Source organism: Duganella levis, assembly GCF_009857605.1.
Lineage (GTDB): Bacteria > Pseudomonadota > Gammaproteobacteria > Burkholderiales > Burkholderiaceae_D > Rugamonas > Rugamonas levis.
The window spans coordinates 136,038-151,172 of record NZ_WWCT01000017.1; the positions used below are offsets into that span (position 1 = coordinate 136,038).

The window sequence follows — 15,135 nt, forward strand, 5'->3', positions numbered from 1 at the left end:
TTCCCCCAACAGGGTATTGCGACCGGTGCAGGCGCGAGCGATTATCTGCTGCTCTTGCCGACCTGGGGACGATCTCTGATGCGAACAGCAAAAATGAAAGTGGCGATACAGCACTGGCCGTATCGCCAGAAAATCAGCATTTCACGGGGCGTGCTGGAAACGCAGACCATATTGCACGCGACCGCCAGGGCCGGCGACATGCTGGTGCATGGCGAAGGCGAGCAGCATGAATCCGACGAGCAGGAAAGCGTGCGCGCGCTGGTGCGCGGCCAACAGGCGCTGTCATGGCTGGAGCAGATGCCGGACCGCGCCGCGCTGCGTGCCCGCCTGCCGCCCGACGGCCTGCGCAATGCACTGGACGCCATGCTGTGGGATCTCGAATGCAAACAGCGCGGCCTGCGCGCCTGGGAACTGGCCGGCCTCGACGCTATGAGCGCCGCCACCCGGTATCCCACCATGCTGACCGTCACGCTCGATACGGCGGACGCGATGGCCGCGCAGGCCCGCCGCTGGGGTCGTGCGCCGGTGCTCAAGGTCAAGCTGGGCGATCGCAGCGATGGCGGCCTTGAACGCGATATCGAGCGCCTGCATGCCGTGGCGGACGCCGCGCCCGGCAGCACGCTGACCATCGACCCCAACGAAGGCTGGACGCCCGGCGGCCTGCAGCGCTTTGTGGCGGCGGTGCGGCGCTTGCCGCTGGCGCTGATCGAGCAGCCGCTGCCGGCCGGCCAGGAGGACCTGCTGCCGGGCCTGCAACTGGGGGTGCCGGTGGCGGCCGACGAAGCCTGCACTTCGCTGGCCAGCCTGGCGCGCCTGGTTGGGCGGGTGCAATACCTGAATCTCAAACTCGACAAATGCGGCGGCCTGACCGAAGCGCTGCTGATGTGCGGCGAGGCGCAGCGGCTTGGCCTCAAGCTGATGGTGGGCTGCAATTGCGGCACCTCGCTGGCGATGGCGCCGGCTTTCCTGGTGGCGTCGTTTTGCGATTTCGTCGATCTCGACGGCCCGCTGCACATGCGCAACGACCGCACGCCGCCGGTCTCCTACGCCGCCGGCTACCTGCATGCGCCCGACGCCGCCCTGTGGGGCTGAGCGCGGCGCATTCTTCTTTTTCACCATCCACCAAGGAGCTCGTCATGCCCCCCAGCAGTAACAACATGCCCGCCTTGCCGGCGCAACACCTGCCGAACGCCGAGGATTTTTTGATGTGGCCGCCGTGCCTGCAATCGTATGGCTTCCGCAATGTCGACCGGCTGTTCGCCAGCCGCACCATCCGTCGTGGCCCGCGCGTGCGCGTGCTGGCGCGCGGCCCGCTGTACGATGCGCCATTCAGCGCGGGCGAACGGCAGATGTCGATTGCCGACCTGATGAACCAGAACAATATGACCGGCCTGACGGTGACCTGCCGCAACCAGGTGGTGCTGGAAAATTATGGCCTCGGCCTGCTGGAACACGAGCGCTGGAGCACCATGTCCATGGTCAAGAGCATGACGGCGGTGCTGGTGGGCGCAGCCATCGCCGACGGCGCCATCGGCTCGCTGGACGACGCCGTCACCAGCTACCTGGCGCCGATGCGCGGCTCCGGCTACGAAGGTGTGTCGATCCGCCACCTGCTGACCATGTCGTCCGGCGTGCGCTGGATGGAGGAGTACACCGACCGCGACTCCGACGTCAACCGCTACAGCCGCTCGCTGGCCAACAAGGTGCCGGGCGGCGTGCTCAATCTGATGGCCTCGCTGCCGCGCGCGCATGCGCCCGGCGCCTTCTGGAATTACAACACCGGCGACACCTATCTGCTGGGCGCCGTGATGTGCGCCGCCACCGGACGCACGCTGGCCGACTACATGTCGGAAAAAATCTGGCGGCCGGCCGGCATGGAATTCGACGCCTACTACACGCTGGAATCGGCGGATGGGCAGGAGATCAGCGGCAGCCGCGCCGGCATGGCCTTGCGCGACATGACGCGCTTTGCCATGCTGGTGATGAACGGCGGCGAGGTGGACGGCGTCCAGCTGCTGGGCGACAACTGGATCGAGACGGTCGGCACGCGCGCCTTCGAACTGGCCGGGCTGGAGAACACCGCCGGCACCGAGCTCCTCGGCGTCTCCGCCTATGGCCTGAGCTGGTGGCTGGACGATGACGGCGGCATGTGGGCGCTGGGCCATTCCGGCCAGCGCCTCTACATCAACCGCCGCGAGCAGATCACCGTGGTGCAGCTGGCGGTGTATCCCGAACCCGCATATTTCAGCAGCCAGGAGCCGGACCGCGATACCGATCTGCTGCACTTCATCCGCACCGTGCGCCAGCACCTGGCAAGCTGACCTTATTGCACCGGCGCCGTACGCGTCCGGTGCTAGAATTGTTGCCTGTTACCGATACGAACTAGCATCATGGAAATCTCCCGGATTCAGGATATCCCCGCCGCCACCATCACGCTCGATACGGCACTGGCGACGGCGCTGGGCAATGTGATCCAGACGGTGGGCAAGCCGGAGTTTTTCCATGGCCTGCTGGAGTTCCTGACCAGCATCTGCCCGATGCATTCGGGTGGCGCCATGATTTTTTCGCGCCACCAGCGGCCGCAGCTGTTGCTGTACCGCCGCTGGACCAGCGCGCGCAAGGTCGGCGTGCTCGACTATTTTTCCGGCGCCTACATCCTCGATCCGAATTACCAGCGCTTCCTGGCCGGCGGCGGCAGCGGCATTTACTGCCTGCGCGACGTCGCCCCGGACGAGTTCTCCAACAGCGAGTTCTATCTGCAGTTTTATTCGCAGCTGGGGCTGGCCGATTACATCGACATCATCTGGCGCATTGACGAGGATACCGCGCTGTCGGTGTTCCTGGAACAGAACAAGCCCAGCACCGGTTTCGCGCCCGAGCAGGTGGCCGCCATCGAAACGGTGCTGCCGATTATCTTTTCCGCCATGGAGAAGCATCACGGCCAGCTGGCGCTGGTGCCGGCCATCGGCGGCGACGACAACAACCTGATCCACCGCAAGGTGCAGAGCTCGATCGACAACTTCGGCAGCTCGCTGCTCACCAAGCGCGAGCGCGAGGTGCTGTTCTACATGTTGAGCGGTTACTCGGCGACGCTGACGGCGGACCGGCTGAAGTCGACCGAGGGCACGGTCAAGGTCCAGCGCAAGAGCATCCACCGCAAGCTGGAAATCGGCTCGCAGGCGGAACTGTTCGCGCTGTTCATCCGCTGCATACCGTACGCCACGCCGGACGAGGACAGCGACCCGCTGGCCGCCTACCAGTCCTTCGTCGCGCCGGGCTAGGCGGCCAGCCGGGTGGCGTGGTAGCGCTCGATGCGCCAGACGCCGTCTTCGCGCCTGAGGATCGCGGTCTCCAGGAAGCTGTACGGTGTCTGGGTGCCATCGTTGGCGGTCCAGACCTCATCGTTTTGCACGGTGGTCCAGGCGGTATCGCCTTGCACCGCGGTCCGGAAGCCGTGCAGCACCGCCCGTTGCCGGCCGCGGCTGGCGCTGGTCATCAGCAGTGCCAGCAGGGCTTGCTTATCGAAGATGCGGTCGTGCTCGATCATCAGGAAGCCGGTGGTCAGGCCGGCCACCACGGCGGCCCAGTTGTGGGCCTCCAGCGCCGCGTGCCAGGCGTGCAGGCAGGCTTCGGCGGCCCGGCTGTCGTTGTCAGGAGGGGTCATGGGCGCCTCAATCGGCTGCCACCGCGCGCCCCAGGCGGGCATTGCGCCGCTGGATCACCGCATGCAGGCGGGCGGTGATGGGGAACGACCAGATCACCACGGCCGCTATCAGGAAAAAGCTCATCGGCAGCACAAAGGCCGACAGCCGCAGGCCCAGCAGCGCATCGCCCGCATACGGCGCATGCTTGGCTTCGAAACCGAACTGCGACAGCACCAGCAGCGACAGCGAGGTGCCGATGCCGAAGGTGGCCTTGCGCACGAAGGTCAGCACTGAGACGTACTGGGCGGTACGCTGCACGCCGGACTTCATCAGATCGTAGTCGGCCAGGTCGCCCACCATGGTACTCGGCAGCATGTCGATCACGATGTAGAACATGGTGTGGGCAAACGAGCACATCAAATAGAAGAACAGCACGTTGGGGGCGCCCGGACGCAGCGGCATGAAGGCCAGGTAGCAGCAGGCGCAGCCCAGAGCCGACCAGGCAAACACGCGGTGCTTTTCGTAGCGCTTGAGCAGCCATTCGGCGATGCCGACGCCGGCCAGCGCCGCCACGCCCCACTGCAGCAGCACCATGCCGATGGCGCCGCCCAGGCCGAGATACGAATCCAGCAGCAGGAAGCCGACCGCCGACCCGGCAGCGTCGCCCAGGCTGGCAAAGGCAGAGGCAATCAGGAAGCGCATGCAGGCCCGGTTGGCGCGGATCGCGCGGAAGGAATCGATCAGGCTGTGGCGCTTGGTGAACACGGCCACGCCGCGCGGCACGTATTTGATGCACAGTACGCTGATCGGCGGCAAGGTCACGGCCACGATCCAGGCCAGCACGTGCAGGGCGTCGAAGTTCATGTCGCTGGTGGGCAGGAACCACAGCAGCGGGATCAGTCCCAGCAGCGCGCCGCTGGCGACATTGAAGTACTGGCGGGCGACGGCGATGCGCGAACGCTCGCGGTAATCGGTGGTGAGGTCGACGGCCCAGGCGCCGTAGGGAATTTCGTTGATGGTCCAGGCGAAGTAGGCGATAAAGAACCAGATGGCGAAGTACCCGGCGTCGGCATCGGACGGCGGCACGTACAGCTTGAACACGCAGGCCACGGTCAACAGCGAGCCGACCAGGAACCAGCCCTTGCGGCCACCCCAGCGGTCGTAGGTGGCGTCGGTGGCCCAGCCCACGCCGACGTCAAGGAAGCCGTCGAAAATGCGTACCAGTAGCAGCACCAGCGACATGGTGCCCAGCGAAATGGCGAAATGTTCCGAATACAGCGCCGGCAAGATGCCGAACGCCGGCCCGCGCAGCAGGTACATCGGCAACGTCGGCAGGGCGAACAGTACCAACAGCGGCCAGGACAGGCGGTTGGAGGGCTTGGACTTGATCATGTAGGCAGCTTTCGGGACAGCGTTAAATGAGGTTCTGGGGCCGCCAGCGTCAGGCTGGTGTGGAGGGCGCCGGCGCGTGGCGCGGCGGCGCGCAGTCCGATGCGCGTGCCGGCCGGCGCTTGCACGATCCATTCGGCCAGCGCGCGGTCGGCGGTCGGCGTCGCATCCGGCGACAGCGCCAGCAGCGATTTTTTCGGCGCGTGCCCCATCAGTTGCGGCCCCTGGATGCGCGCCGTGCCGCCGCACAGCGCGGCTTGTGACGGCGCTGCGGGCAGGTCGATGTGGAACACCACGCCCTCCACCACGTGGTGCGCCAGCGCCTGTTTGGTCACATAGGCCGGCAGCCAGCCGCTGTTGCAGACCACCAGGCGGATCTGCCAGGTGTCCGCGCCGATGTACTGCGCTGCGGCGCTCACCAGTTCCAGCCGCGGCAGGCTCAGCGCGATCTTGTCCATCCACGCCGGGAAACGCTCGACCTCGGCCTGGCGCAAGCCGGGCGGCGGATTGCGCCAGTAGTTGAGCTGGTCCCAGCCGCCGATTTCCACCGCGCCCAGCTGCGGATGCTGGAACGGTTGCCAGTCGACATAAGCCTGGCCGGCGCAGTGCTCATCGCTCCAGCGCAGCAACTTGAGGTCGTCCTCGACCGGGTGCGCGCGGAACCAGTCGATCCACTTGTAGCCGCTGATGCCGGCCTGGCGATTGGGGCTCCATAGCTCCACCACCCAGTACAGCGCGCCCAGTTGTTCGTACAGCCAGTCCTGGGTGCCGCCCACCAGTTCCTTCGGATGGTATTTGAAGTCATGCCAGATGCTCAGCGACGGGTAGCCGCTGAGCTCTGTGCCAAGCTCGCTGAAGCGCTGGTAGCACCACAGGTCTTCGGCAATCATGTCGGCATCGCTCATCATGCCCATCGGCCGCAGGATGACGCCGCTGAAGGTGTGGTAGCTGATGGCGGCGCCGATGTTGGGATGGGCCAGGACGAAGTCGACCATCGCCTTGACCTCCGGTTCGCTGGCCGGGTAAGGACCGGCGCCTTTCTGCTCGTGCTCCGGCCGCCAGTAGGACGGGAAGTTGCGGTTCAGGTCCAGCGCCTGTGGCTGCGGCTTCAGCTGCACGGTATAGCCGTCGTAGTCGTGCACCGTGCCTTCGGGCAGGATGCGGTAATACTCGCCGCCGAATTCGCCGATCTCGCGCGGCACCATCAGGCGCGGCTGGGCGGCGTGTTTTTTCCAGGTCCCATTCGGGTCCGGCATGCGCATCGACAGCACGCGGCCGTCGCCGTCCACATCCCCGATCGCCAGGCCGGCCGGGGCCGGATCGGTGGACGGGTAGAGGCGGGCGCTGGAGCGGACATGGCGCGGCTGGTCGGCCAGGGCCAGCTCGGCGCCGTCCGGACTCAGACGCGGACACAGGTAGATGGTGCGGGTCTCCAGCAGGTGGGTCAGGGTGGCGTCGGCGCCGTAGCCGCTGACCAGGTGGTGCAGGTAGTACAGCACGGCGGTGCAGCCGGTCAGTTCGATCGAATGAATATTGCCATCGGCCCAGAACGCCGGCTTGTCTTGCGGCTGGCCGGTGGCCAGCGCGGTAACGGTCAGCACCCAGATGTCGCGGCCTTCATGGCTCTTGCCGATCGACGCCAGTTGCACCAGCTCCGGATACGCCGCTGCATAGCCGTGCAACAGCGCAGTGAGTTCCGCGTAGCGTGGAAATGCTTCGAAATCAGGCGGCGTCATGCTCATGCCAGCCGGAACTGCACGTTCTTGGCGCGGGTGTAGGCCAGCAGGCCGGCCATGCCGCCCTCGCTGCCGAAGCCTGACACGCGTGCCGGCTCGACCGAGGCGCCGGTGACGAAACCTGGCGCCGGCCGGGCGACGGCGTTGACCGTGACCGGGCCGCCATGCACCCGGCGCGCCATCTGGTTGGCGAGGTAGAAGTCGCGCGTCCACAAGGTGGCGGCCAGGCCGAACTGGCAATCGTTGGCCAGGTGCAGCGCCTGCTCCGGGCTGTCGAACGGCAGGATGCCGGCCACCGGGCCGAAGATTTCCTCCTGCATGAAAGGATGGCTGTGCGGCACCTCGGCCACCAGCGTCGGCCGGTAGTGGCAGCCGCCCATGGCCTCGTCGCGCGCGCCGCCGGCCACCACTTTGGCGCCGCTGCTGCGCGCGGCCTCGACCATGGAGGCCACGCGTTCCAGTTGCACGGCGCTGGCCAGCGGTCCGAGCTGGGTGGCGGCGTCCAGCGGATCGCCGCTGCGCTGCGCGTCCAGCCGCGCCACCATGCGTTCCATCAGCGGCGTGTACAGCTTGCGCGTGACCAGGATGCGGGTGCCGGCCACGCACACCTGGCCGCTGTTCCAGACGTAGCCGTGGACGATGGCCTCGGCCACCGCGTCCAGGTCGCCCAGGTCGTCGAGCACGATCTGCGGCGACTTGCCGCCGCATTCCAGCAGCAGCGCCTTCAGGTTGGATTGCGCGGCGTACTGCATCAGCACGCGGCCTGTGTTGGTCGAGCCGGTAAAGCTGAGGCAATCGACATCCATGTGCAAGGCCAGCAGGCGGCCGGTCTCCGTGCCGAGGCCGGGAATGACGTTCAGCACGCCGGCCGGAATGCCGGCCGCGTGCGCCAGGTCGGCCAGCCGCAGCGACGACAGCGACGCCAGTTCGGAAGGCTTGAGCACCACCGAATTGCCCATCGCCAGCGCCGGTACGATCTTGGCCACTGCCACGTACAACGGGAAATTCCACGGCGTGATGGCGCCGACCACGCCGTGTGGCACGCGCAGATTCAGGGCCAGCGTGCTGGGCGCGCTCGGCAGCAGTTGCTCGCTGAGCTGGTTCACACGCTCGGCCACGCCGCGCACGATGCCGGCGGCCACCTGGATGTCGGGCAGGGCGGAACTGATCGGCATGCCCATTTCCAGGCTGTCGAGCAGGGCCAGTTCTTCCTGGTTGTTTTCCAGCGCATCGGCCAGTTTCAGCAGCACCCGGCTGCGTTCGTAGGGCGAGCGCTGCGACCAGCTACCCTGCTGGAAGGCCTTGCGGCTGCTTTCCACCGCACGGTCCACTTCGGCCTGGCCGCAGGACGGCAGCGAGGCGACGATGGCGCCGTCCTGCGGGTTGATGCTGTTGAAGCGCCCCCAGCCGTGCACGTCGACCCGCTCGCCGTGGATGAACGCGCGGGGATCGATGTGCAGCTGGCTGGCGCGCTGGTGCCAGTGAGGTTGGACAGTTGGATTCATGAGGCTGGACTGGGTGTGGTTTTGCATCGTTCCAGTGTAGAGACGAAAATTTTCCCCAGCTATACCTCGCGAGAGATATGCGGCGGCCAGTGTTGCTGGATCAAGGCCAGCATGCCTTGCGCCGCGAGCGACAGCGGTCGCTCCGGGTGACGCACGATCAGCAGCGGCCGGGGCGGCTGGCCGGGCTCCAGCGCGATCGCCTTCAGCGGCAGGTGACGGAACTGGAACAGTGTTAATTCCGGCAACAGCGCCACGCCCAGCCCCTGCGCGATCAGGCCGGCGACGGTGGCCAGGTGCTCGACTTCCAGTCCCGAGTGGCGCACGCCGATGCCGGCGGTCAGCAGGTCGGCGTGCTGGCGCACGCTGCTGGCTTTGCTCAGGTGGATCAGCTCGCATCCCGCCAGTTCGGCCAGCGCGATGCTGGCCTTGCCGGCCAGCGGATGGTCGGCGCGGCACACCAGGTAAAACGGGTCGTCGCACAGCGGCGCGGTCACGAATTCCTCCAGCTTGCCGCCCGGCGCCGTCAGCGCCAGGTCGACCGTGCCGGCGTTCAGCAACGCCAGGCATTGGTCGGACAGCGCATCGAATAACTGTACGGTGATGCCGGGATAGCGCCGCCTGTAGCCGGCGATGACGGCGGGCAGGCCGTTGGCCGCCAGCGACGGCAAAGCGGCCAGCGCGACCCGTCCCTTGCGCCGCGCGATGTAGTCGCCGAAGTTGGCGAAGGCGTGCTCGAACTCGCTGACCAGCGCCTGCGCCACCTCGACAAACATCTCGCCCTCCGGCGTCAGCGTGACGTTGCGGGTGTCGCGTACCACCAGTTGGGCGCCGACCGCCGTTTCCAGCTTCTGGATCAGCATGCTGAACGCCGACTGCGACAGGTTGCTGCGGGCGGCGGCGCGCGTGAAATGGTGGCACTCGTTCAGGGCCAGGAAGGCGCGCAGCAGCTTGGGCGAAATATTGGCGTACATGATTGATCTGGAAAGTAGCTTAATGCGCCCGAAAAATCGATTTTACAACGCAATCAGGGCGACGGATGATGGCGGTCATTTCAACGGAGACCCATCATGACTGGAAGGAAAAGAGGAATACGCATCGGCGCCGGATCGGGCTACGCGGGGGACCGCATCGAGCCGGCGGTCGAGCTGGCGGCGCACGGCGATATCGACTATCTGATTTTCGAATGCCTGGCCGAGCGCACCATCGCGCTGGCGCAGCAGCTCAGGCAGCGCTCGCCCGAGCTGGGCTACGATCCGCTGCTGGAGGCGCGCATGCGGGCCGTGCTGCCGCTGTGCGCGCAAAACGGCATCCGCATCATCAGCAATATGGGCGCGGCCAATCCGCTGGCGGCGGCGGCCCGCGTGCGCCAGATCGCCGCCGAACTGGGCCTGCGCAAGCTGAAGGTGGCGGCAGTCACCGGCGACGATGTGCTGGCAGTGCTGCAGCGCGATCCGCAAGCCGGCCAGCGTTGCCAGCCGCCGCTGGGGGAGGGCGTTGGCATGCTGTCGGCCAACGCCTATCTGGGCGCGCAATCGCTGGTGGCGGCGCTGGCGCAAGGCGCCGACGTCATCATCAGCGGCCGGGTGGCCGACCCGGCGCTGGTGCTGGCGCCGCTGATCCACGAATACGGCTGGGCCATGGATGACTGGCAGCGCCTCGGCCAGGGCACGCTGGCCGGCCACCTGCTGGAGTGCGCCGGGCAGGTCAGCGGCGGCTACTTCGCCGATCCCGGCTACAAGGATGTGGCGGGGCTGGCGCGGCTGGGCTTTCCGATTGCCGAGGTCGACGCGGACGGCGCGCTGCTGATCACCAAGGTGGCCGGTTCCGGCGGTTGCGTCACCGCCGCCACCTGCAAGGAACAGCTGCTGTACGAGATCCATGACCCGGCCGCGTATATGACGCCGGACGTGGTGGCCGACTTTTCCCGTGTCGAAGTGATTGAGGACGGTCCGGACCGCGTGTTGCTGCGCGGCGCGACGGGCCGGGCGCGGCCGGATACGCTGAAAGTGTCGGTCGGTTATCTGGACAGTTATCTGGGCGAGGGACAAATCTCCTACGCCGGCCCGGGCGCGGTGGCGCGCGCCAGCCTGGCGCTGGACATCGTCAAGGAGCGGCTGCGGCTGACTGGGGTTGCCGTCGGCGAAGCGCGCTACGAACTGATCGGCATGAATGCGTTGCACGGCGAACGCCTGGGGGCGGCATCGGGCCCTTACGAAGTGCGGCTGCGCGTAGCTTGCCGTACCACCAGCCTGGCCGACGCCATCCGCATCGGCAACGAGGTGGAAACGCTGTACACCTGCGGCCCCGCCGGCGGCGGCGGCGCCAGCAAGCTGGCCAGGGAAGTGGTGGCCATCTGCTCGACCTTGCTGCCGCGCGCGCTGGTCCAGGAAAACATCCATTTTGAGGAGAGTGAACATGCTGTTGCGTGAAATTGCCCATGCCCGTGCCGGCGACAAAGGCGATGTGTCCAATATTGCGCTGATCGCCTACAACCCGGCCGATTACGCGCTGCTGGCACGTCTGGTCACGGCGCAGCGCGTCAAGCAGCACTTCGCTGGCATCGTCACCGGAGCAGTGCTGCGCTACGAATTGCCGGCGCTGGGCGCGCTGAATTTCGTGCTGCACGGCGCGCTGGGCGGCGGCGTGACCCGCTCGCTGGCGCTGGACGCGCATGGCAAGAGCCTCGGCAGCGCATTGCTGGCGATGGCGCTGGAAGACCCGCGCTGACCGTCAACCGCGGCGGATCAGGTCCGCCGCCCGTTCGCCGACCATGATCACCGGTGCGTTCAGGTTGCCCGAGGTGATCTGCGGGAACACCGATGCGTCGGCCACCCGCAGATTGGCGACGCCCCGCACGCGCAAGTGCGGATCGACCACGGCGCGTTCATCGGAACCCATGCGACAGGTGCCGCAGCTGTGATGGCAGGTCGCCACCGCCGCGCGCGCAAACGCTTCCAGGCCGGCGCGGTCGGTGCGGTGCAGGCCGTCGTGCGGCCGCACGCGGCCGACCAGGCTGTTGCGGAACGGTGGCTGGTTGACGATGTCGTCCACCAGGCCGATGGCGTTGACGATCAGCGCCAGGTCGCGCTCGTCGCCCAGCAGGTTGGGCTGGATGCGCGGCGCCGTCATCGGATCGCCTGACGCCAGCCACAGCTTGCCGCGCGAATGCGGCCGGCAGATCGACGGCGTGATGCTGTACAGCGGCTGGCGGCCGGTGAAGGCGCCATCGGCAATCTGTCCGAATGGACCGGTGAAATACAGCAGGTCCGGCTCGTCCAGGCGGCCGCTGGAACTGCCGTACGCGAACACGTGCGTGCCGGGCGAAGTGGCCGGACCGGTGCGGCGCAGCAGGAATTCCAGCCCGCTGGCCGGCAGGCGGTACCAGCGGCCGGCATCGGAATAGGTCGGCTGCGAGACTGCGTATTCGACGTACAGGTCCGGATGATCCTGCAGGTTCCGGCCCACCTCGGGCGCATCCACCACCGGTGTGATGCCCAGGTCCCGCAGCTGCGCCGCCGGACCGATACCGGAGCGTAGCAACAGCGACGGGCTTTCCAGCGCACCGGCGCACAGCACGACTTCGCGCCGCGCCATGATGCGTTGCACGGCACCATCATCGCGGCGTACTTCGACGCCGCTGGCCCGGCCGTTGGCGATCAACAGCCGCTGTACCCTGGTGTGCTTGAGGATGGTCAGGTTGCGTGGCGGATGGCGCAGATAGGCGGTCTCGGTGCTCTGGCGCAGGCCGGCGCGCTGGTTGGTCTGCGTGATGGCCGCCGCCGCGCCGCGCGCCTGATTGATATCGCACACCAGCGGGAAGCCGGCTGCGCCAAAGGCATCCAGCAAGTCGCGCGACAGCGGATGCGGCGAACGGAAGGTCTCCACCCACACCGGGCCGTGCTGGCCGCGGTCCGGTCCCGGCAGGCCCATCGCGCTTTCCGCCTTCATGAAGTAGGGCCGCACGCTGTCCCACTCCCAGCCGCTGGCGCCAAGCGCGGCCCAGGTGTCGAAGTCGCGCGGCAGGCCGCGCGCCCAGATCATGCCGTTGATGCTGCTGCTGCCGCCCAGCGTGCGGCCGCGCCGCCAGTGGTCGGCTCGGCCGCCGCGCGATGGATCGGGTTCGGTGACGTATTGCCAGGCGTACGGCGACCAGTCGCGGATGAAACTCATCGCGCCGGTCAGCATCAGCAGCGGCGTCCGGCCGCTGCCGCCGGCTTCGATCAGGATCACATTGACGTCAGCCTGTTCGGCCAGGCGCGCGGCCACCACCGCGCCCGCCGAGCCGGCGCCGACCACGATGTAGTCGGCGCTGAAGTCGGCTTCGGCCTTAGAAGTCATAGCGCACGCTGAAGCCGACCGTGCGCGGACGGATCGGATAGAACTCGGTGTAGGTCGCGGGGAAGTCCACCCCCGAGGACAGCCCCCTGGCATTGAAGGCGTTGTTGGCATAGGCGGTGACTTCGACGCCGCTCCAGGACAGGCTGGCGCGCAGGTCGGCCGTGGTGTAGGCCGGCAGCACCAGATCGGAGTCGATCTGGGCAAAGCGCTTGCCGGTGTAGGCCACCAGCGCCGACAGGCGGCCGCCGCTGTTCCAGGGGCCGTCAAAGGTCTGCGTGGCGTTGAACGAGCCCTGCATCTTGGCGGTGCCCGGCAAGCGGGTGCCGCCGGCGATCGGCGTGCCGCCGAGGCTGATGCCGCCGCTGGTGACGGCCTTGGTGTAGGCCAGCGCCCCCTTCAGCGACAGCGACGGCAGCGGCCGCCAGCCGGCGGCCAGCTCCACGCCTTGCGAACTGGCCTTGCCGACGTTGCCGGTGACGAGGAAACTGCGGGTGGTGACGGGATCGGTGTACAGCTCGGACAGCTGGACGTCGGACCAGTCGATCTGGAACACGCTGACGTCCAGCGAGGCGGTCTTGCTGGGGCTCCAGCGCCATCCGGCCTCGTAGTTCCACAGCGAGTCCGACTTGTAGGGCAGGCCGGCCGGACTGCTGCCGAGGTTGGAGATGCCGCCGAAGCGGTAGCCGCGCGAGGCCAGGGCATACACCGACATGGCGCTGTCGATCACGTAGCGCAGCGAGTACTTCGGCGTGGTGCCGCTTTCCCCGGTGGCATATGGTGTGCTGTCGCCGGCACCGGTGGCGCCGACGATGCGGTCATACGACAGCTCGGTCTTGTAGTGGCGCGCACCGATGTCGGCGATCAGCTGGTCGGTCAGCTTGATTTCGGCGTCGCCAAAGATGGCGCGTTCGCTGGCCTCGCCGTTGCGGCGGAAACGCAGGTCGGCCACCGCGCCGCGCGGCTCCAGATAAACCAGCTGGTCGCGCTGAATCTCGGCGTTCATCCAGAAGGCGCCGGCCAGCCAGTTGACGCGGCCTGCCGACACCGGCGCCAAACGCAGCTCCTGTGATTTGGCGGACGAGTTTAGAAAACCGTCCGAGGTCCATTTTTCTCCCACCGTCTCGGGGGTGTAGAAGTCGCGCGTGAAGTCCTCGCGCGCCACGCGCGATTTGGTCTGCCGTCCGCTTAGCGAGGTCAGTCGGTAGCCGCCGATATTCCAGTTGGCCTGGATGGTGGCCAGGTCAAACTTGGAGTCGTAGCGCATCGGGTAGGCGGTCCGCACGGTGAGCTGGTCGTAGGCTTTGACGTAGCCTTCGCCTGTCAGGTAGTTGAACGGCGAAATGCCGGGACCGTCGTCCTGCTTGCTGTGTTGCGTGAGGTAGGTGGCGGTGACGTCGAAATCGTCGCTCGGCTTGTAGGTGAAGATGGCGCGGCCGCCGTCCACATGCACGGTATTGGCATCGTTGACGCCGGTGCCGAGGTTATCGATGAAACCGGCTTCCTTGCGGGCGTTGACGACGAAGCGCAGGCCCGCCTTGCCGTCGGCCAGCGGCAGGTTGGCCATGACGGAACTGGTCCAGCCGGTGCCGCCGCCGGTGGTGCTGGACGCGCCCACCAGCACCGAGCCTTCCGTGAGGTGGGTATTGGGCTTGTTGACGATGTAGCGGATCGCCCCGCCCAGCGACGACGAGCCGTACAGGGCGCCTTGCGGACCGCGCAACACTTCCACGCGCTCCAGGTCGAACAGGCCGAGATCGGGTGTCGATACGAAGGCGAACGGATCGGTGAACGGCACGTCTTCGATATAAATGCCGGTCGGCGACTGGGTAAAGCCCTGGGACGGGCCGTTTGAGTTGGTGCCGACGCCGCGAATGGAAATCAGGCCACCATCGGTGGCGCTTTTATTAAACTGCACGCCCGGCGTCAGCTTCAACAGATCCTCGGCATCGGCACTGCCGAATTTTTCCAGCTCGGCGCCGCTCACTGCCGTGACGGTGCCGGCCAGGTCGCTCAGTTTCTGCGCGCGCTTGCTGGCCGTGATGACGACGGTGTTGGTGGCTACGGCGTCCTTGTCAACTGGCGGTTCGGACTGGGCTCTGGAGGTGCTGCACGACAGCAGCCCGATTGCAATCATGATCGCCGATGCTTCCGACGGAAATGCAATACGAGGAGATAGTGTTGTTTTGCTTGTACTCGGGACCGGCATGCTATGCGCTCCAAATTGTAGTGTTGACTCGGCTGTTGGCAACCTCCTGCTCACGGTAGGTAGCGTCTGCCACGAATTGCATTCATCGATGGTGCGCTACTGAATGTAAAGTTATACAAGGGTGCCTTCTATACCCCTGTAGAGATATGTCTATTTCATGCGACAAGCAACGCGGCAGGCCGGCTCCGGGTGTATTTGCGCTTGACTTAAGTGAATCTCGATTCTACTATTATTAAGTAGAATTTAAATTCGCTTAATGCCCTTGCAGGCGCCACCAGTGCGGCAAAACGCTTGGGGGCCATCGCGCACTGAGCCAA

Annotated in this window: 12 protein-coding genes; 5 read left to right on the plus strand and 7 right to left on the minus strand. The window is 66.6% G+C overall.

The window, feature by feature from the left end:
- The first annotated feature begins 78 nt into the window (after window positions 1-78).
- The 3 genes from GTP69_RS20060 (at window position 79) to GTP69_RS20070 (ending at window position 3,281) form a co-directional block, all read left to right on the plus strand.
- Window positions 79-1,092: a dipeptide epimerase gene (locus GTP69_RS20060; RefSeq protein ID WP_161056501.1), complete on the plus strand. Its 1,014-nt coding sequence runs from the start codon at window positions 79-81 to the stop codon at window positions 1,090-1,092.
- Between the two features lie 44 nt (window positions 1,093-1,136).
- Complete coding sequence (locus GTP69_RS20065; RefSeq protein WP_161056502.1) at window positions 1,137-2,321, plus strand: serine hydrolase domain-containing protein; 1,185 nt, start codon at window positions 1,137-1,139, stop codon at window positions 2,319-2,321.
- A 69-nt stretch (window positions 2,322-2,390) separates the two neighbouring features.
- Window positions 2,391-3,281, plus strand: coding sequence for a helix-turn-helix transcriptional regulator (locus GTP69_RS20070; protein ID WP_161056503.1), 891 nt, complete (start codon window positions 2,391-2,393; stop codon window positions 3,279-3,281).
- On the opposite strand, the gene GTP69_RS20075 is transcribed toward GTP69_RS20070, so the two are convergent.
- The 5 genes from GTP69_RS20075 to GTP69_RS20095 are packed head-to-tail and all read right to left on the minus strand — an operon-like array spanning window position 3,278 to window position 9,245.
- Complete coding sequence (locus GTP69_RS20075; protein WP_161056504.1) at window positions 3,278-3,664, minus strand: YybH family protein; 387 nt, start codon at window positions 3,662-3,664, stop codon at window positions 3,278-3,280. The genes GTP69_RS20070 and GTP69_RS20075 overlap by 4 nt on opposite strands.
- Before the next feature lie 7 nt (window positions 3,665-3,671).
- Window positions 3,672-5,036 (minus strand): MFS transporter, encoded by a 1,365-nt coding sequence (locus GTP69_RS20080; RefSeq protein ID WP_161056505.1) that lies wholly within the window; start codon window positions 5,034-5,036, stop codon window positions 3,672-3,674.
- A complete protein-coding gene (locus tag GTP69_RS20085; protein WP_229261057.1) occupies window positions 5,033-6,769 on the minus strand; it encodes a M14 family metallopeptidase in 1,737 nt (578 codons plus the stop codon). The genes GTP69_RS20080 and GTP69_RS20085 overlap by 4 nt, the downstream gene beginning before the upstream one ends.
- 2 nt (window positions 6,770-6,771) lie before the next feature.
- On the minus strand, window positions 6,772-8,274 hold the full coding sequence (locus GTP69_RS20090) for an aldehyde dehydrogenase family protein (RefSeq protein ID WP_161056507.1): 1,503 nt from the start codon (window positions 8,272-8,274) through the stop codon (window positions 6,772-6,774).
- A 59-nt stretch (window positions 8,275-8,333) separates the two neighbouring features.
- Entirely contained in the window at window positions 8,334-9,245 is a 912-nt protein-coding gene (locus GTP69_RS20095; RefSeq protein ID WP_161056508.1) for a LysR family transcriptional regulator, read from the minus strand.
- Window positions 9,246-9,341: 96 nt separating this feature from the next.
- On the opposite strand from GTP69_RS20095, the gene GTP69_RS20100 reads away from it, so the two are divergent.
- The gene (locus GTP69_RS20100; protein ID WP_161056509.1) at window positions 9,342-10,703 is read left to right on the plus strand and encodes an acyclic terpene utilization AtuA family protein; all 1,362 of its coding nucleotides are present in this window, start codon (window positions 9,342-9,344) and stop codon (window positions 10,701-10,703) included.
- Entirely contained in the window at window positions 10,690-11,001 is a 312-nt protein-coding gene (locus tag GTP69_RS20105; RefSeq protein WP_161056510.1) for an AtuA-related protein, read from the plus strand. The genes GTP69_RS20100 and GTP69_RS20105 overlap by 14 nt, the downstream gene beginning before the upstream one ends.
- A 3-nt stretch (window positions 11,002-11,004) precedes the next feature.
- Here GTP69_RS20105 and GTP69_RS20110 read toward each other — a convergent pair whose 3' ends face one another.
- Both GTP69_RS20110 and GTP69_RS20115 read right to left on the minus strand, forming a co-directional pair.
- Window positions 11,005-12,612 (minus strand): GMC family oxidoreductase, encoded by a 1,608-nt coding sequence (locus GTP69_RS20110; RefSeq protein ID WP_161056511.1) that lies wholly within the window; start codon window positions 12,610-12,612, stop codon window positions 11,005-11,007.
- Window positions 12,602-14,746: a TonB-dependent receptor gene (locus tag GTP69_RS20115; RefSeq protein WP_161056512.1), complete on the minus strand. Its 2,145-nt coding sequence runs from the start codon at window positions 14,744-14,746 to the stop codon at window positions 12,602-12,604. The genes GTP69_RS20110 and GTP69_RS20115 overlap by 11 nt, the downstream gene beginning before the upstream one ends.
- Window positions 14,747-15,135 lie beyond the last annotated feature (389 nt).